Source organism: Roseofilum reptotaenium CS-1145 (genome assembly GCF_028330985.1).
Lineage (GTDB): Bacteria > Cyanobacteriota > Cyanobacteriia > Cyanobacteriales > Desertifilaceae > Roseofilum > Roseofilum reptotaenium.
Window position 1 is genome coordinate 188,453 of the sequence record NZ_JAQMUE010000080.1, and the last position, 18,823, is coordinate 207,275.

Below are 18,823 nucleotides of genomic sequence, written 5' to 3' on the forward strand. Positions count from 1 at the left end.
TTTAATTTAACGTAGCTTATTTTCAAATACTTCAAAGGTTCTGAGCAAGTTGATGGCTGAACGATAGGCTTCTTCGGTCAATTCTAATTGTTCCTCTGGAGTATCGACAATCTCATCGGCTAATAATCTTAAAGAACCAATCATCGAATTGAGTTGAGTTCTAGCTTCGTAGGATGCTTTCGATAGGGTTTGATAGTCAATCCTTTGCTGACCAGTAGTTTCTGATGCTTCTGTTTCTGAAAATTGCATGGAATGCAGACGATGATATAACCCTTTTTGTTCTAATAATTCCTGATGATTCCCGACTTCCATCACTTGACCCTTGTCTAAAACAGCAATTTGATCGGCGTTCTGAATGGTGGAGAGACGGTGAGCAATGACTAATGTGGTCCGATCGCGGCTCAGATGGTCGATCGCTTCTTGAACAATGCGCTCAGACACTGTATCGAGGGCACTCGTGGCTTCATCTAGGATCAAGATATCTGGATCTTGCAGCAGCGCTCTGGCGATCGCCAACCGTTGGCGTTGTCCTCCCGAAAGCATCACACCGCGATCGCCCACTTCTGTTTCCCATTGTTTCGGCAATTGCATAATAAAATCATAAGCATTCGCCTGTTTCGCTGCCGTTACCATCTCATCCTCCGCAGCATCTGGACGAGCATAAATAATATTATTTCTCACCGTATCATTAAACAGAAACGTTGTTTGACTGACAATTCCCATGGATTTTCGCAAACTACGCAGCTCAAACTCACGAATATCACGGCCATCGATCAAAATAGAACCTTCCGTCGGATCGTAAAATCTGGGCAACAAATCCGCAAATGTTGATTTTCCTGCTCCTGACGAACCCACCAACGCTAAACTCTTCCCTCTAGGCAAGACTAAATCAGCTTTCTTAATGACTAAATGATTATGACCGGGATAAGCAAATGATATCTCTTTGAAATGAATCTTATCCTGAAACCCATTAAACGGAACAATTCCTTGAGTCATAATCGGCTTATTATCACGCCGCCAGATATCATAGGCAAAATCCACACTCGCTGACGCTTTAGCCAAGGTATTTCGGACACCATTAATCGAATTTACCACCGGCATCATCCGAAACAAAACAAACAGATACGTGAGCAGAATCGCTGATAAACTTTCCAATTGACTGGAGAAAAACGCACGTCCGACCAGTAGAATGGAAATCACTGTAAATATATTCGTAATTTCGCTTAAGGGCTTAATTAGGGCACTATTACTTTGCGCTAAGAAGTTAAACTTCTCCAGCTTAAGCATCATCTTCTTAATTAAACTAAACTCTTGCTGCTCATTTCCAACTGACTTGACTAATCGAATTCCACCTAAAACTTCCAACACCTTAATCGAGTACATCCTTTGCTGATTAGACACTTCTTTCCCCAACTTCTTAGAACGTTTGACCACACCTTGGTTAACCACGGCAACCATAACGATCATTAGAGTGGAAATAACGGTCAATTGCCAGGACAAAGAAACGAGGAAAGACAAGAAAAAGAACGAGGTAATTAGGTAAATTGTCAAATCCACATATGAATTGATTGCCGTTGTTGTTTGTGTTGTATCTCCCCCTAAACGTTTTGTAATATCACCTAACTTATTCTTACTATAAAAATCAATATCTGTTTCTAGAAGAGTTGACATAATATCAATCTTCATACTATTGGTCATTCTTCGCTTGAATGCGGCTGCTACAATAGCACGCAAATAATTCACCCCTTCCTTCAATATAATTGTCAATACAATAGCTGCTAACATTACCCCTAGTCGGTACTGTTCAGGAATACCTTGAAAGGGTGCAAAGATAAATTTCAGTGCAGGAGGCGCACCTTTAAGTTCAACTTCTTGTCCCACAATCTGAAGAACAACTGGAATAATTAGGGCAGTATTCACCCCATTAAAAATGGCTCCAGAGAATCCTAGGATAATGTTGCTGATTAAGGGGATGGGATATTTCTTTAAGTATTTAAATAGAAACTCTCTAGATGACATACTGTACCTCTTCACCTGATCTCAATGTTATATAGTTTTATGTTTACGAAGATTGTCAATAAGCGTTTTTAATTCTTTTGACATCGCTTCAATATTATAGTTTTCCATACATCTTTTGCGGCTTTTTTGACCTTGTTCATTCGCTAAATCTAAATCCTTGAAAATAGACTCAATCCGATTGGCAATTTGATCGGGAGACTCTGGATCGACTAAATAACCAGTTCCTCCTAAAATTTCTGGTAAATCCCCCACATTAGAGGCTAAAACTGGCTTGGACATAGCCATCGCATCGGTCAATTTTAGCGGGAATTGGGCTAAGGCTGCCGGTGTATTCCGTTGGGGAACGACCACTACATGGGCCGCAGACACCACCTCTGGCATTTTCTCGTAAGGCAGTTTGGGAATCTGAATAATCCACCGTCCCCATTTCTCTTGCAAATGGCGATCGTAATCATCATAAGGACTACCCCCAATAATAACGACTCTCAAATCCGGTTGATCGAGTTTATCCAAAGCCAGTAAAACATCTTCAATGCCTTTGTAGGGTCTTGGTGCTCCGGGAAACATTAGTACTCGATAGTCAGAAAGTCCGTATAGCTCTCTGGAAACTTCGGGATTATAATTTTGGGGATTAAACAAGGTTGTATCTTTACCATTAGGGACATAAACTCCACCAAAACGCTCCTGCAAAAATCGGGTATGAACCGTTACTGCATCAGCTAGAGAAACTTGATTTTCCATCCATTTTAGATAGAGGGGATGATCGGGCATTCTCAGTGCTCCCTGTGGCTTCAGAATATCGCGGCCAAACTGTTTTAAACCGGGACGATAGCGCCATTGGTCTCCCCCGTGCCAACTTAATTCCCAATCATCAATATCTAAAATTACGGAGCAACGACGCTGCATTCTTTTGAGTAAGGCTAAACCAAAACTGGTAGGTTTCGGTCTTAAGGCATACAGAATATCTCCTTGAATGGCTTTGAGTAAGGTTTGGGCAGAGCGGAAAAACCCTGGATAGTTGACACCGGGTACACAAACTATGGGATACTTGGACTCAGAGGTATCTGGCGGTTCACCAAAACTAAATCCCAGAATTTCTACTTCATGCCCCAAGTTGGTTAATGCTTGAGCCAACAAAAAGGTGCGGACAGCTCCTCCCCAACGACCGGCACCCGCTTGCGAAAGATCGCTGACGAGTATAGAAATTTTCAAGGCATTAGATGTAGTCTCCATCACAGGCGATCGCCCCAATACATCAGAATCAATACAGTTATCTTTAGTATCATTTTTTCTATCTCTCAAGAATCCACTAATTTCAACCGTCCAGTTTGTAGAGCATCCAATATCCGGTTAATCTCCTGTTTCATCTCCTGAGTCAGTTTCATATTCGAGATCAGGGCAGAACTAATAATCAAGTATTCTTTCGGTGTCAGTTGACCTCTCTCAAGAATGCCTTTAACCACTTGATGAGCGACCAAGTTCGGTTGGTTAGATGGGGAACGGGACATAAAGGGTTTGTCTAGTTGGCGATCGCGTGATAACGTTTTCGGCTATTGATGGGGAAGAGTCGTCTTGATGGCTTTTCTAGAGGATCAAAACTTTACCTCACATCTTACCCTTACAATAGGAGAGAAGAGGAAAATTCTGAAGTTCATTAAGTATACCCTCAAGATCCTATGCAAGTTTACCGACTTCCTGCTCTTTCCGATAACTATATCTTTGTTTTACACGATCGCCACCTCAACCAAGCTGCTGTCGTCGATCCCGCCCAACCGCAGCCCGTCTTAGAGTGCCTAGCGCAGCTCGGTGCAGACCTAATCGCCATCCTCAACACCCATCATCATAGCGATCATATCGGCGGCAATCAACAGTTAATGGAGAGATTTCCCCAACTTCAAGTTTACGGGGGGGCTGTAGACCGGGGGAGAATTCCGGGACAACACTTTTTTCTTGAAGACGGCGATCGCCTCACCATTTTAGGCCAAGAAGCGCAAATCTTCTTTGTACCCGGTCATACCAAAGCACATATTGCCTACTACTTCCCTCCAGCAGATGTTAGTGAACCCGGAAATTTGTTCTGTGGAGACACCCTATTTGCGGGTGGATGTGGTCGCCTCTTTGAGGGAACCCCAGCCCAGATGGTTAATTCTCTGAGTAAATTAAGAAATCTTCCCGATAATACCCAAATTTGGTGCGCCCACGAATACACCCTCAGCAACCTCAAATTTGCCCTAACAGTAGATGGGGATAACCCCAAACTACAAGAGAGATTTGCCAGCGTCAAGGAAGCGAGACAAAACAACCAACCCACCGTCCCCTCCGTCCTGGGTCTGGAAAAACTCACCAATCCCTTCCTGCGTTGGGATCAGCCCAGTTTGCAAGCTGCTGCAAACAGCACCGATCCCGTGCAAACGTTTAGTCGTATTCGCGGTAAAAAAGACCTGTTTTAGAGCTTTGAAGAATCAAGGGTCAGTACAGGAATTGCGATCGCCCTCAAAGTCCGATATAATAAAAGACTTTGATCCAACGTAACTCACTAGAGAAAAGCCAACTCATCATGAGCAAAAGAGTACAAATCGTATTAAACAAAGATGTAAGCAAACTCGGCAAATCCGGGGATGTAGTAGACGTTGCCCGTGGTTATGCCCGTAACTATCTCATTCCCCACGGTATAGCCCTGCGTGCCACCCCAGGTATCCTCAAACAAGTTGAAATTCGTAAAGAAAAAGAACGTCAACGGTTACTCGAAGAAAAACGTCAGGCTGAAGCCCGCAAAACTGCCCTGGAAACCATCGGTCGCTTCACCATTCGCAAACAAGTCGGCGAAGGAGAAGCTATTTTTGGAACCGTTACTGACCGAGAAGTCGCTGAAGTTATCCTGGAAACGACTGCCCAAGAAGTAGACCGTCGTGGCATTACCCTACCGGAAATCAGCAGACTCGGATTCTATAATGCTGAAATTAAACTGCATCCTGAAGTAACCGCAACTGTTGAAATCCAAGTTGCCGCCCTTTAGGGATGGGGAGATAGGGGGATAGGGAAACCTTAAAGTAGAATTATTCTATTCTCCACATCCCCACATCTCTCTATTCCCTATTCCCCATTCCCTATTCCCATGGTCAGCGAGTCCAGCCTTCCAGCTCTTCCCGACACCCTTCCTCCCCAAAATATTGAGGCGGAAGAATCCATCCTCGGCGGTATTTTACTCGACCCAGAAGCCATTAATCGGGTGATGGATATTCTCCACCCCGAAGCCTTTTCCATTTCCGCACACCAAAAAATCTACCAAGCGACTCTCACTCTCCACAACAGTGGGAAACCCACGGATTTTATGACCGTGAACAGTTGGCTCTCCGATCAGAACCTATTAGACAAAGTAGGAGGTCAGAGCAAACTGGTACAACTGCTCGACCGTACAGTGAGCGCAGTGAACATTGACGAGTATGCCAAACTCGTCATGGATAAATATCTACGTCGTCAACTGATTACAGCAGGTCACGAAATTGTACAGTTGGGTTATGATACGGCAACTGATATTAAACAAATTCTCGACCAAGCCGAACAAAAAATCTTTAATCTCACCCAAGATCGCGTACAAAAAGGTCTCGTTTCTTTAGCGGAAACCTTAACTCATACCTACGAAGAAATCCAATCCCAAAGTACAGGAGAAATTTTACCCGGTTTGCCCTGCCAATTTTACGATCTTGATGCGATGACCGGGGGATTTCAGCGATCGGATTTGATTATTATTGCTGGACGGCCGTCAATGGGGAAATGTTTAGCCTATGATAGTGAAATTGTCATAGATGATGGTTCAGTATTAACGATTGCGGAGATTTGTGAGCAACAGCAGGCTACACTTTTAACCTTGGGAGAAGATTGGCAACTGACAACTACTCAACCTTCGGCCTTTGTAGATGATGGGATAAAGCCCGTTTTTCGAGTAAAAACTTGTTTGGGAAGGCAGATTGAGACCACACTCACTCACCCTTTTCGTACCTTAACTGAATGGAAACCCCTGTCTGAGTTGAAACCGGGTGCGACTATTGCTGTACCGCGTGAAATCCCAATTTTTGGCAGCAAAACTCTACCTGAACCTAAAATTAAATTACTGGCTTATTTAATTGGTGATGGCTGTCTGACAGGGACAACTCCCCAATTTACGAATGCTAATTTGAGACTACAAGCTGAGTTTGCCCAAGCGGTTTCCTCTTTCCCTGGTCTGAAGATATCCGAACAAACCTCTCAAGGGACAAGAACCTTAACCAGTTATGTTGTCCGATGTCCTTTAAAAACCTCTGAAGCCAGAAAATATTTTGGTCAAAAACTCAGACAACTTTTACAAGATCGCTCTTACTCGGCTCACCAATTGGCCAAACAACTTTCTGTCAGTCCTTCATTAATTGCGCCGTGGCTTCAAGGTAAATCAGGGCCAAATCCTGCCAGTTTTGAGAAAATTTGTCAGATGTTTGCTGTAACTCCTTCTTTTTTTGGAGTAACGAGTTCGGCACAACTTTATAGCAAAGAGAAAAATCTATTAACTCAGTGGTTGCAAAGTTTGGGCTTATGGGGGAAAGATGCACACCAAAAAACGATTCCAGCGATTATCTTTCAATTGAAGCGATCGCAGCTTGCTTTGTTTCTCAACCGACTTTTTGCTACAGATGGCTGGATCAGTGTGTTACAGAGTGGACAAGTTCAGCTAGGTTATACCAGTGTTAGCGAAACGTTAATACGACAGCTACAACATCTACTCTTGCGCTTCGGAATCATTGCTCGGCTAAAAAAACGGCAAGTTAAATATAAGTCAGAAAGAAGACCCGCATGGCAGATGGATATTACTGATGGGCGATCGCTACAAACATTTATTGAAGCCATTGGGATTTTTGGCAAAGAAGAAGCTTGCTTCAAAGCACAGAAGGCTTTACAGTCTAAGCAATATCAAACCAACCGAGATTTGATTCCCATAGAAGTATGGGAAGAAATTACCCAGGTTAAGGGGACAGAAAGTTGGAAATCAATGGGACAACGGGCAGGAATTGTTGCCAGTAACCTCCATGTAGGGCGCAGATGTCCCACACGCGATCGCTTGAGTGTCATCGCTAAAGCCTTAGATTCTGAAGATCTCCAGCATTTAGCAACCAGTCATATCTATTGGGATAGGATCGTCTCGATTGAATTAGTAGGCTATAAACAAGTTTATGATTTAACTATTCCCACAACTCACAACTTTATCGCCAATGATATTTGTGTTCATAATACCAGTTTTGCGATGGGAATTGCCAATAACATTGCCCAAACGAGTCATTTAGCCGCAGCTATTTTTAGTTTAGAGATGTCCAAAGAGCAATTAGCGCTGCGTTTACTCTCTAGTGAAGCGGGAATTGAAAGTAATCGTCTCAGGTCAGGGCGGATTAGTCAAACGGAATGGGAGCCTTTGATTGAAGCGCAAACGAATCTGTCTGAGTTGCCGATTTATATTGATGATACGGCTAATACTACGGTGACGCAGATGCGATCGCAAGCTCGCCGACTGCAAGCAGAACAAGGGCAACTCGGATTAGTGTTGCTCGACTACCTGCAACTGATGGAAGGAAGCAGCGATAATCGGGTGCAAGAACTCTCCAAAATTACTCGGCAACTCAAGGGACTGGCACGGGAATTAAATGTACCGGTTATTGCTTTATCTCAGCTCAGTCGTTCAGTGGAATCACGCACTAATAAGCGGCCAATGATGTCCGATTTGAGGGAATCAGGTTGTTTAACTGGAGATACTCTAATTCCCTTAGCTGATGAAGGGATTGAAGTTCCAATTCAAAATTTACTCGGTCGCTCTAACTTTACGGTTTGGGCAGTCAATTTAGAGAATTTGAAAATTGAAAAAGCCATGGCTACTAAAGTATTTTCAACAGGAATTAAGCCTGTTTTTAGGCTAACTACTCGTCTAGGACGTGAGATTCAAGCGACCGCGAATCATCCATTTTTAACCATTGATGGATGGAAAAGGTTAGATCAATTGGAAGTTGGCTCTCATATGGCTCTACCTCGAATATTACCGGGTTCAAAAGATTCATCGATCAGTGATTCTGAATTAGCATTACTGGGTCATTTAATTGGAGATGGTTGTACCTTACCTCGACATGCTATTCAGTACACGACAAGAGAAGTCGTACAGTCAGAAGAATTATATACTTTAGCCAATAGCGATATTTATTGGGATCGAGTGGTTTCGATAGAAGCTTGTGGAGAAGCAGAAGTTTATGATTTAACAGTTCCCGGTTATCACAATTTTGTAGCCAATAATATTGTTGTTCACAACAGTATTGAGCAAGATGCGGATTTGGTGATTATGTTATACCGAGATGAATATTATAATCCCGATACCACCGATCGCGCGATCGCCGAAGTGATCATTACCAAACACCGTAACGGCCCCACTGGAGTCGTAAAACTGCTCTTTGACCCTGAATTTACCCGGTTCCGCAACTTGGCCAAGCCCCCCAATTAGATCAATGTATGTCATGGGATAAACTAAAGTCTGCGATAAACTAAAGAGAAACTCCTCGTCAACTTATGCTACTGAAATATCATCTCAGAAATAGTTTACCCTCGGCGCAGGATTTACCCGACTCGGATGAGACTCCTGTGGATAACGAACTGCAAGATTTAATTCCCACTCTCCTCAAAGCGATGCTGGCACTCATTTGGTCAGAGCGCATGGATTGGTTTTTTGGCGTGGATATGGGAGTTTACACCGATCCGAACCAACCTGCTATTGTCCCCGATGGTTTTTTAAGTATCGGTGTCCCTCGGATCATTGATGAAGGTTTACGGTTATCTTATGTTCTTTGGGAGGAGAGAGAAATTCCGACTTTCGTGTTAGAAGTGGTCTCCACAACACCAAGAGGAGAATATAGCGAGAAAAAACAAAAATATGCCCAATTGGGAGTTCTCTACTATGCAATCTATAATCCTCTGCGGAAAAAGAAACAGAAGCTAGAAGTTTATCAACTCCAGGGGGGGGAATATGAATTATTATCTGGAGGAGAACCGGTCTGGTTATCCCAACTCAATTTAGGCATCGGTACAGATCGAGGAACTTATCAAGGAATTACCAGAGAATGGCTCTATTGGTATGATGAAAACGGAAGGCGCTATCTGACTCCAGAGGAAAGGGTAGAGAGTGCTGAACTTGAGCTAGAGAGCCAGCTTCAGGCAAAAGAGAGCGAGCGCCAGGAAAAGGAACGCCAACAGGAAAGAGCCGATCGCGCTGAAGCAGTTGTTGAAGAGCAAGAGCAGACGATTCAACAGTTAAGAGAACGTCTTCAGCAACTGGGTATCGATCCAGATAGTCTGAGTAAATGACAACTTTAAGGACGAAACAAGTGGGAATGATCGGGATGATAAAGCTGCGATCGCCCTCCGATTCCCTTCAGCGCTGGACTAATCACATACAACGTCGTCCGTATTAACTCCTGTTCCTGGGTTTCACGTGCCATCTTTTCCAACGGAACCACCACAATCTTCTCATCCGGCCATCCCAACCGATAACAAATGGCAACTGGAGTATCTGCTGGATAATGCTTTAACAACCGTTCTTGGGAACGCTCTACATGACGTGCCGCTAAATATAAACATAAACTCGCTTGATGGGCCGCTAAAGATTCTAACTCTTCCCCTGAAGGCATTTGAGACGCTCGGCCGCTCACCCGCGTTAAAATAATCGTCTGCACCAATTCTGGAACTGTTAACTCTATGCCCAAACGGGCAGCCGCTAACTGAAAGGCACTAATTCCCGGTACAATTTCAAACGGGATTTCTGCTTCTGATAACCCTTGGATTTGCTCCCCAATGGCACTATACAAACTCGGATCGCCCGAATGCAACCGCACCACCACCTGACCTTGACGCACCCGCTCAATCATCATCGGTAAAATTGACTCTAGGGTTTGATGACCCGTCGGGATTAACTCGGCATCCTCACGGGTATCGAGCAACATCTGCTTCGGAACCAAAGAGTTGGCATACAGGATCGCATCAGCCTGGGCCAAAATCCGTTGAGCGCGAACCGTCAGCAATTCCGGGTCACCAGGGCCAGCTCCAACAATGTAAACGGCTGGATTTAGGGGTCTGTCAGTCATTGAAAAGCTCCAAAAAGGTTCCAGTTTGGCAGAATTCTCACCCCTATCAGGCACGCTACGCCAACGATAGGACTGAAAAGGCTGGCCAAGGGTTTGTTAAAATTTCGTAACTCTGGCTACAATTTTGCCCTAAATCAGTTATCTTAAAAGAAAGAAACCCAATCTACCTTATCAAAAGTCAAAAAACTGTTTATCATGAACAAAAAACGCCAACAACTCCAACAAGCCGCTCAAGCGCATAAAGAAAACCTACGCAAAAACCTACAACACAGATTAGAAGTCGCTCGTACTAAAGGCGATGTTTCTCTAGTCCATCAGCTAGAAGCGGAAGCAGACTATCTAGGATAAGGCTTGATTCTCACGAATTACCGAATTCGTCACAAAAACTTAATCTGCACTTACGCACAACACTTGCATTGTATAAGGGCGTTTCCTGTCTGAATAGTGACATGAAGCGCCCTTTTATCGCGCAGTGCGATCGCCAGACTCCGATCGACTTCACTCTAATATGGCCATCTTAGAGCTTACAATCGGTTGCTGAAGTCATCTAGGGTTAGCTGCAAATACCACTCTGGAGAAGCCTGATACTCTTCTAATTTCCGTTTTGCTGCCCCTTGGGGATCTTCGGCGCGTAAAATCATAAAGCCAACGGTTTTTAAGTTCGGTAAAGGTAGGGGCGGTGAAGCGGTCTCCTTTTCTTCCTCTACTTCCTCTACTTCCTCTGTCTCCTTTGCTTCTTCCTCGATTTCGGGTTTAACCTGGTTTTGCTGGAGCGTCACACAAGCTTGTTGATAGAGGGGCAGAATTTCATCATAGTTATAGAGCAATTCTTCTAGGGCAACGAGGGCTTTTGAGTCTCCATTATCCCAATCTTTAATCACTTGATGAATACCAAACTTGAGGCTTAAGGGCAATTCTTCTGCACACTCGGTAATGGCAAATAAGAAGGCTTTTAAGATAATGGTATCAGAGTTTTTCATGGCGATTCGATGTTTCGGGAAGCTATGACAGGGAATCGGCGATCGGGTTCAGGAGCGTCACCCCATCCCCCAATACCGCCATTTACCCCATTATTTAAGATGAAGAACGATTTTCTCGCTCTTCTTTGAGTCGCCTGCGGCGATCGTTCCAGTCTACTAAGGTAAGATAAACGACTCCGCCTGTTACCAAGATCAACAGGGCAAAAGCTGCCCAAACGAGACTGGCGAAAAGTGGAGATTCCATGAGCTTTCCCTCAGATATTACTTAGAAACCGTTTCTTGCCCAAACGACCATAGAGATAGAGAAGGTGAAAATCACCAGCAAGGAAACCCAGCCTAAAGAGAGAATGTCCATAGTTAATCTTAAAACAACCGTATTACTCCATTGTTTATCATACAAGGGAATGGGGAGTGGGGAGTGGGGAATAGGGGAATAGGGAATAGGCAAGAGGCAAGAGGCAATTAATGTCCCCGTGTCCCCTCGTCCTCCCTATCCTCCCCATCCCCAAGTTTAATGCAGTGGCACTTCTAGGCGCTCTCCGGGGGTGGGGGAGAGGGCTTGGGTGCTTAAGCCTTGAGCCGATAGTTTTTGCTGAAAGTCTTCTACGGTTCCTTCGGCTCGGAGTAGGGAAATTAACAAGCCTTCAAACTTGACATCCCCTCCTGCTGCTGTGGGCAACATGACTTGAGGTTTGACCCATTGAGCCACTTTGAGGGCGCTTTCTGTACCTTTAATGATTGGCCCGACTATCGGTAAACCCAAATCGATCATAGGCGTAATAATTACATCAATCTGTCCCTTTTCCTGTAGAGTAGGGGAATGGTAACCGTGGGGTTCATAATAAACGGTTTTGCCGCTAGAGAGTTCTTTGAAGATATAACCATTCTCTACGAGGGTGGGGCCAATGGGAGAACCAGGAACGGCCTGAATCTCGACCTGCTCATTGAAGCGATAGGTTTGGCCATGTTCTAGGGAATGGATGTTAGTATAGCCGAACTCTTTAACGACTTTGGCGGCATTAGGGGAGCCAACAACAGGTAAATTTTTATTCAATTGTTTCAGGGTCTGGGGATGGGCATGATCTTCTAATCCCTGGGAGAGAACGACTAAATCAATGGCTTCTGGAATGGCACGGTCTTGGGGACGATATCCTTTGAAGAGCCAGGGTAGGTTACCAAATACTAGGGGGCCAACTAACCAGGGGTCAATGAGGATGTTTTGTCCTCCGAGTTCGAGTAACCAAGAGTTGCTATCAAGATAGGTGAGATACATAAGGATGATGGCGTTTTGATCGGTGCTTTTATTGTAGGCATAGATTTTGAAGTGGGAGAAGGAGCTGGGGGATGAGGGAATTGCTCTATAAGTTAAAATTGCGATAACAGCGGAAAGTGCTGTAAGTCGCGATCGCCAAACCACGAGAGGAAGTGAGTTATGTCCACCTTATCCGATTGGCAGCAACTGGCCATTCACTCCCATTATCAAACCGCAAACGCTATTTTAGATCGCTTGCACGCAGGTAGTGCCAGCGAAGCGAGTCAAGGGTTAGAAGCACTGATTGAAGCCATGGGAAGAAGTGAAAAACGAGCGATCCAAAGTCAATTAATTCGACTCATGAGCCACATTATTAAGTGGAACGAGCAGCCAGAGATGCGATCGGCGAGTTGGAGCATTACGATTCAATCCGCACGAGATGAAATTGAGGATATTCAGGAAGAAGTCCCTAGCTTAAATCAAGATTTTATTGACTCGATTTGGGAGAAATGTTTCCAAAGAGCAGTCCGATATGCAGAAACAGAAATGGGGGTTCAATGTGAAGGAGTTTCTCTGTCTTGGGAAGAGGTCTTTCAGACAGAATATCGCTTTGTTAAACCCACTTAACTTGATTGGTGTCAGCTTGAATAGAGGGAATGGTTATGAGCGATCGCAATTTAGAACTGAATCAAGAGATTATTTTTGATGCTGAACATGAGACTCCATTGCCAGTGCAAGGGGTGGAGATCGGGGCGAACTCTGACGAAGGGTTACCGGAAGTGCAGTTAAAGGTGGCAGTGGATGGGCCCAGTTATGAAGAAATTGAGGGCAAAAATCGGTTTAATTTAGAGAAACGATGGCGCGGGGAGATGACTGGGGAATTTTTGAGCGATCGCCCCCTATATTTAGAACTGATGTTACAACCGGATCGAATTCCCGATCCCATCCCAGAGGATTTACGGACAATTTTAAGCCCAGAATACCTGCAATCTGAGTTGTGGTTAGCTCTCTCCATTTATCAAGAGGTTAATGGGGAACGGGTGGGTTATGATACCTTTTGGAAACGAGCCAATTTAACTGAATTGACCCAAGCTTTTCAGATGGGAGCGCAAGCTCTGGAAACCCTATTTAATGTGGTTCAGGAGGGTTTAGAAGGGGCATTATCGGAGGCTGAAGAGGGAAGATTTTCCCAATTCATGCGCCAGTTTGAGGAGTGGACAGAGGAGGAAAATGAACGTTCTTTAGAGTCCGTGGTGCGGGAGTTTTTCCATGAAGATGACTGGGAATTTATACAGTTAAAACCCGGACTTTTACAGTTAGCTTTTCAGGGAGACAACGGTCGTTGGCGCTGTTATGCTCGGATTCATGAAGCGGACAAGCAATTTATTTTTTATTCTATCTGTCCTGTTGCAGTTGAAGAGGAGTATCGGGGGTTAATGGCTGAATTCTTAACAAAAGCTAACTATGGCATGATTTTGGGCAATTTTGAGTTAGACTTTACGGACGGTGAAATCCGATATAAGACGAGCATTGATGTAGAGAACGATCGCCTCAGTCTGGCTTTGGTGCGAGCGTTAGTGTATGCCAATGTGACGATTGTAGATCGGTATTTACCTGGAATTGTGTCGGTATTGGAGGGGAGTCCAGTATCGGATGCAATCGAAAGGGTTGAATAGTAGGACTTCTTGACATCAGATGGGACAAGGAAGAAATAATCGGCCTTTTGGCCGACGAACTCTAGAGCAGATTGAGCGGGAGGGACGGGGACGGGCCCAAAGTCGGTTGAGCTTCTTGAGAAGTGGCTTATTTTACCGCTTGTATCGTTTCTTTCCCTTCTGGATGATTCGACTGATTCCGTTTATCCAACAGGATATGCTGGATCTGTTGCGTCGAGAGCGAGAGGAAGAGGAGGAAGCAGAAGCAGAGGCTGCACCGGTAGAAACCGTTGCGCCTCCAGTGGTGGGGTCGCGTAGAGACTGGATTTATACGGAATACCGATGTATTTGGGGAGACCCATTGGAGTGCGATCAGCCCCGTCAGAGTATTGAAGCGGATGGGGAGACCAAAGTTTGTCTGAGATGCGGATTTCCGGCGATTTTACGCCCGAAAGCAGAGATCATCGGCCATCGGGGACGGTATCGGGTAACGGAATTTCTCGGGACTCGGGGGATGGGGCGGTTGTATAAAGGGGCGCAGGTGGTGAACAATGCACCTGTGGTGATTAAAGAGTATTTGTTACCCAAGCGCTATTTTAATATTCAGGAAGCGCAGAATTACAAGGATAATTTTGAGAATGTGGCTGGGGCAGTTTTGGCGGATGGTCGGGCCCAGGATTTTCGGGTGTTGAGTTTTGGGGATGCGATCGGCGATCGCCACGAGGAACGCTGTTATGTGGTCACTGAGGGTTTGGCTAGCCTTTATCCCACATTAAGGGTTTATGTGCAACAAAAGGGGGCAATGGATCAGTTTGAATTGTTGCATTTTTTGAATCAGGTTTTGCAAAGTTTAGAGTCCTTGCATGGGCAAAAGTATCGCCTACCGTCAAGCAAAATTCAAGGGGGGTTACCCCATGGGAATTTGAGTTTGGATACTCTGCTGATTTTGCCCCAAGAGCAACAGTTTTTTGAGTTTCCCCAATTTCTGATTTATTTGTCTGATTTGTGGTTGTGGGAATATCGTTTTTTCCCACCCACGATGACAGTAAAACGACCCGCATTAAGCCAAGATTTGCGGGATTTAGGCCACATCAGCTTTACCTTACTGACCGGCACGTGGTCGCTTGAAGAAGAAAACAGTTTAAATCCAAAGTTGCCCCAAAATTGGCCGGATGTCGATCCCAAAATTCAACAGTTTATTTGGCGCTTATTGGAGGTTGATACGCCATTTCCTAGTGCAGAAGTGGCTCGCCAGTCTTTGCCTCAGTTGTCTCGATCGCTACAGTTCATCGAGTCAGCAGAAATACAAGAAGAAGAAGATATTAAGCGCAAGCGTCGCTGGTGGTGGTTACTGTGGCTCTTGCTATTGTTGGGTTTGGGGAGTGGTTTAGGGTGGTGGTTACTGCGCCGATCCAATGGTATGGCAACTGCCCAAAATCCGAGGGTTTGCTGTGTTCAAGATGTAGCTGCTGTTCCCCAGGGACGGTTTCAGTATACAGCCGTGGGGAATGGGATTTGGAATTATGTACTCAAACAACCGAATTTGGTAGCGTTGGGACGGCGTTTGGAAACGGAGTTAGGGCAGCGTATTCCTAAGCTGGAGTTGGTGTATGAACCCGTGCAGTCTTTGGAAGAGGCTATTTCTACTGTGCGCGGCGATCGGGCTGATTTTGCCATTGCCTCAGCCATCAATGAACCGGATTTAGAAGCCAAACGAATTGCCTATGATGGATTAGTAATTTTTGTCCCGTTTAGTTACGAATTTCGCCGTAATTCTTTGCCTCGAACCTTGAATGGACAGTTGAGTTTGGATCGGGTCCGTCAGTTGTATACCGGGGAAGTAACAAATTGGCAAGAGTTGGGAGGCCCCGATTTACCGGTGAAGTTATATGTGCCCGAAAATCCCGAACTCATCCGTATCTTTGAGGAGCAGGTTTTGCAAGATCCGGGGGCGATCGCCGCCTTTCGTCAAGGGTTACCAAAACCGACAAACCCCGATGCTTTAGTCACTACGCCATCGGAGTCTACGATTTCTGTCCTACCGATTTTCGAGCTATTGCGAACAATATTAGCCGACTTTGAGGAACGGGAAATCGGTGGTATTGGCTTTGGGGCGATCGCCCAAGTTTTTGGCCAATGTTCCGTTTATCCCCTAGCCATTTCTACTGAGAATAAAACCGCCGTTCAACCCCTCATTCAAAATAACACTCAACCCCTGAATCCAGGAACCGACCTCTGCAATGATAAAGGCAGTTATTTCCCCCATGTAGAATTGTTTCAAACCGGTGAATATCCCTTGGCATATCCCCTCACCGTCGTTTATGCTCGTGATAACAGCCGTCCTCCTATCGGGCAAAAATTTGCTGAACTTCTGCAAACCGAAGAAATGCAAAACCTATTAGCAAAAACCGGCCTCATTCCCCTAAACCTCAGACCATGACCAATGAATATAATCCCCATAGCTCCTGGGAACCCATCGGCGATCCACATAAAGCGGCTGGGTTTACCATTCCTGCACCCTTCCAAACCCACCGCCGATCCACCGATCAAACGAATTTTGATACCTTACAAAAAGCCGCCCAAAAGATTCAAGACGATCCTTTGAAAGTCCAACAGCTAGCCGATCGAGTTTATGCATTATTACTCGAAGATTTACGTGAACAAAAACAACGTCAAGGATTGTATAAAGGACGCTTGTCATGAAGAAACCGAATCGCTATACCCAACATCGAGGCAACTACATTCTCACCAATCGGTTTTACGTTGAGATTGGTAATGAAATCAAAGCTTCTTTCAGTGAATGTTCGGGCTTCGGAGTCAATATGAAAAAAGAAACCTTACTTGAAGGGGGACTCAACGATCGCCAGCACATTTTGGTCGGCCATGCAGAATTCGACGATGTGACCTTAAAACGGGGAATGACCAACGATTTAACCTTCTGGAATTGGCTCTCACAAACCCTCAGTAGCTTTCCCAAAACGCGATATAACCTCAATATCCTCATGTTCAACCAAGCGGGTGAAACCCAGTTAGCGTGGTCGTTACTGGACGCAATACCCGTGAGTTGGAAAGCTCCTGCTTTGCAAGCAGACAGTTCTTCAGTGGCGATCGAAGAATTAACCCTAGCCTACGAGGGCATTGAGCTAATTTTATCTGGCCGCTAAACCAACCCGAAAAATTGAGATTACAACTTCATACCACCAGACTGAGCTGAAACAATAGACAAACAGCTATATTCAGACTTATGTAACTTCTAGTCAACCTAAAGGACTAAAGTATTGACTATGACAGAAAACGGAACACCAAACAACTTACCAGAAACGCCATTAGGCTTAAACTCTTCCTTACTCACCCATCATCCTCTAGGACAAAAATTTATTGCTCCCAAGTTTATCCAGCCCTTAGGAGCAATAAATATTAGTTTTGTGAACAACTCTATAATTCAAGGCATATTAATAGACGATATATTCCAGCAACAAAAATCACAAACATCCTCATTAATACAACATAAAGCTTTAACTCCACCTTCACTTCAAACCTCATTTTCTTCTGAAAAAAAAGTAGACAATACTCCTATTAAAACACCTGAAATTAATAAAGATATTTCACCTGAAAAATCCAGCCTTCAAAAAGCTTCATTTCCTAATTACGACACTTCATATCAACCCCAAGCAAAAAAAACATTAAACACCAATCAATCCCCCCCTGATATTTCACGAAGATCTCATAAAACAACTGAAATATTTCGTTCTATTATTACCTCATCAAATCCTCAAGGCACAACAAACAACCAGTTAAATCCTAGTTTTGAGACTAATAATCAATCTCCCTCGTCTACTATTGAACAAAAAAACAAAAAACAAAATACTTCGAGTAATCCCCCTCTTGAATACATTAATATTCAAAAAAAATATTCTTTGAATACAAATAAACAAGCAAATGATCCCCTTCAACTTTTTCGTAGAAAATCTCAAAAGAAAGAAACCATACAAGCAAAAGCCAATCAACATCTTCAACCCAAAATTCCAGAGCAATGGTCTAGCATAGAAGAATTGATAGGAGAAACTACACTCGCCTCAGAAAACCCAACGCCATCAATACAAAGAACAGAAGCCATTACTGACTCTTCTAGTACACAGGTCTCAAATAACCCAACGCCATCCGTACAAAGAACAGAAGAAATAACTGACTCTGCTGATACACAGGTCTCAGAAAACCCAACTCAATCGGTACAAAGAACAGAAGCCATCCCTGACTCTTCTGGCACACTTGCGTCAAATAACCCAACGCCATCAATACAAAGAACAGAAGAACCAACTCACTTCGCCTCAGAAAACTCAACTCCATTCGTACAAAGAACAGAAGAAACCACTGACTCTTCGGGTACACCGGCTTCAAATAACCCAACGCCATCTGTACAAAGAACAGAAGAAACCATTCCCTTCGCCTCAGAAAACTCAACTCCATCCGTACAAAGAACAGAAGAAATAACTCCCTTCGCCTCAAATAACCCAACGCCATCAATACAAAGAACAGAAGCCATCCCTGACTCTGCTGCTACACAGGTCTCAAATAACCCAACGCCATCTGTACAAAGAACAGAAGCCATCCCTGACTCTGCTGCTACACAGGTCTCAAATAACCCAACGCCATCAATACAAAGAACAGAAGCCATCCCTGACTCTTCGGGTACACGGGTCTCAGAAAACTCAACTCAATCGGTACAAAGAATAGAAGCCATCCCTGACTCTGCTGGTACACCGGCTTCAAATAACC

19 protein-coding genes are annotated in these 18,823 nt (G+C 44.4%); 11 read left to right on the forward strand and 8 right to left on the reverse strand.

Annotated features, from left to right (window positions below):
- Positions 1–6: 6 nt before the first annotated feature.
- From PN466_RS16825 to PN466_RS16835, 3 genes are all read right to left on the reverse strand, one after another.
- Positions 7–2,019, reverse strand: coding sequence for an ABC transporter ATP-binding protein (locus tag PN466_RS16825; protein ID WP_271941295.1), 2,013 nt, complete (start codon positions 2,017–2,019; stop codon positions 7–9).
- 27 nt (positions 2,020–2,046) lie between these two features.
- A complete protein-coding gene (locus tag PN466_RS16830) occupies positions 2,047–3,252 on the reverse strand; it encodes a glycosyltransferase family 4 protein (protein ID WP_278003124.1) in 1,206 nt (401 codons plus the stop codon).
- A gap of 65 nt (positions 3,253–3,317) precedes the next feature.
- Positions 3,318–3,527, reverse strand: a complete 210-nt coding sequence (locus PN466_RS16835; protein ID WP_271941298.1) for a hypothetical protein — start codon at positions 3,525–3,527, stop codon at positions 3,318–3,320.
- Positions 3,528–3,695: 168 nt separating this feature from the next.
- Between PN466_RS16835 and gloB the strand changes: the two genes are divergently transcribed.
- The 4 genes from gloB to PN466_RS16855 all read left to right on the forward strand — a co-directional run bounded on the left by gloB (position 3,696) and on the right by PN466_RS16855 (position 9,384).
- Positions 3,696–4,469: a hydroxyacylglutathione hydrolase gene (gloB, locus tag PN466_RS16840; protein WP_271941301.1), complete on the forward strand. Its 774-nt coding sequence runs from the start codon at positions 3,696–3,698 to the stop codon at positions 4,467–4,469.
- Between the two features lie 107 nt (positions 4,470–4,576).
- Positions 4,577–5,035, forward strand: a complete 459-nt coding sequence (gene rplI / locus PN466_RS16845; RefSeq protein WP_271941304.1) for a 50S ribosomal protein L9 — start codon at positions 4,577–4,579, stop codon at positions 5,033–5,035.
- A gap of 99 nt (positions 5,036–5,134) precedes the next feature.
- Positions 5,135–8,527: a replicative DNA helicase gene (gene dnaB / locus PN466_RS16850; protein WP_271941306.1), complete on the forward strand. Its 3,393-nt coding sequence runs from the start codon at positions 5,135–5,137 to the stop codon at positions 8,525–8,527.
- Between the two features lie 65 nt (positions 8,528–8,592).
- Positions 8,593–9,384 (forward strand): Uma2 family endonuclease, encoded by a 792-nt coding sequence (locus tag PN466_RS16855; protein WP_271941309.1) that lies wholly within the window; start codon positions 8,593–8,595, stop codon positions 9,382–9,384.
- A 5-nt stretch (positions 9,385–9,389) separates the two neighbouring features.
- Here PN466_RS16855 and cobM read toward each other — a convergent pair whose 3' ends face one another.
- On the reverse strand, positions 9,390–10,160 hold the full coding sequence (gene cobM, locus PN466_RS16860) for a precorrin-4 C(11)-methyltransferase (protein WP_271941311.1): 771 nt from the start codon (positions 10,158–10,160) through the stop codon (positions 9,390–9,392).
- A 195-nt stretch (positions 10,161–10,355) separates the two neighbouring features.
- Here cobM and pirA point away from each other — a divergent pair, with 195 nt between their 5' ends.
- Positions 10,356–10,508 carry an arginine synthesis PII-interacting regulator PirA gene (pirA, locus tag PN466_RS16865; protein WP_271941314.1) on the forward strand — a complete coding sequence of 51 codons (153 nt, stop codon included), beginning with the start codon at positions 10,356–10,358 and terminating at the stop codon, positions 10,506–10,508.
- Between the two features lie 176 nt (positions 10,509–10,684).
- On the opposite strand, the gene PN466_RS16870 is transcribed toward pirA, so the two are convergent.
- The 4 genes from PN466_RS16870 to PN466_RS16885 all read right to left on the reverse strand — a co-directional run bounded on the left by PN466_RS16870 (position 10,685) and on the right by PN466_RS16885 (position 12,413).
- On the reverse strand, positions 10,685–11,140 hold the full coding sequence (locus tag PN466_RS16870; protein WP_271941317.1) for a hypothetical protein: 456 nt from the start codon (positions 11,138–11,140) through the stop codon (positions 10,685–10,687).
- A gap of 94 nt (positions 11,141–11,234) precedes the next feature.
- Positions 11,235–11,384 (reverse strand): hypothetical protein, encoded by a 150-nt coding sequence (locus tag PN466_RS16875; RefSeq protein ID WP_271941320.1) that lies wholly within the window; start codon positions 11,382–11,384, stop codon positions 11,235–11,237.
- 21 nt (positions 11,385–11,405) lie between these two features.
- Positions 11,406–11,495: a cytochrome b6-f complex subunit PetN gene (petN, locus tag PN466_RS16880; RefSeq protein WP_271941349.1), complete on the reverse strand. Its 90-nt coding sequence runs from the start codon at positions 11,493–11,495 to the stop codon at positions 11,406–11,408.
- 156 nt (positions 11,496–11,651) lie between these two features.
- Positions 11,652–12,413, reverse strand: coding sequence for an MBL fold metallo-hydrolase (locus PN466_RS16885; RefSeq protein ID WP_271941322.1), 762 nt, complete (start codon positions 12,411–12,413; stop codon positions 11,652–11,654).
- A 159-nt stretch (positions 12,414–12,572) separates the two neighbouring features.
- On the opposite strand from PN466_RS16885, the gene PN466_RS16890 reads away from it, so the two are divergent.
- From PN466_RS16890 to PN466_RS16915, 6 genes are all read left to right on the forward strand, one after another.
- Positions 12,573–13,019, forward strand: coding sequence for a DUF29 domain-containing protein (locus PN466_RS16890; protein ID WP_271941324.1), 447 nt, complete (start codon positions 12,573–12,575; stop codon positions 13,017–13,019).
- A gap of 35 nt (positions 13,020–13,054) precedes the next feature.
- Positions 13,055–14,068 (forward strand): YbjN domain-containing protein, encoded by a 1,014-nt coding sequence (locus PN466_RS16895; protein ID WP_271941327.1) that lies wholly within the window; start codon positions 13,055–13,057, stop codon positions 14,066–14,068.
- A 19-nt stretch (positions 14,069–14,087) separates the two neighbouring features.
- Positions 14,088–16,487 carry a substrate-binding domain-containing protein gene (locus PN466_RS16900; RefSeq protein WP_271941329.1) on the forward strand — a complete coding sequence of 800 codons (2,400 nt, stop codon included), beginning with the start codon at positions 14,088–14,090 and terminating at the stop codon, positions 16,485–16,487.
- Entirely contained in the window at positions 16,484–16,750 is a 267-nt protein-coding gene (locus PN466_RS16905; protein WP_271941332.1) for a hypothetical protein, read from the forward strand. Before PN466_RS16900 ends, PN466_RS16905 begins: the two co-directional genes overlap by 4 nt.
- Positions 16,747–17,211, forward strand: coding sequence for a phage tail protein (locus PN466_RS16910; protein ID WP_271941335.1), 465 nt, complete (start codon positions 16,747–16,749; stop codon positions 17,209–17,211). Before PN466_RS16905 ends, PN466_RS16910 begins: the two co-directional genes overlap by 4 nt.
- A 114-nt stretch (positions 17,212–17,325) precedes the next feature.
- Positions 17,326–18,823 (forward strand): hypothetical protein (locus PN466_RS16915; protein WP_313898626.1); only part of this gene is annotated, 1,498 nt, incomplete at its 3' end.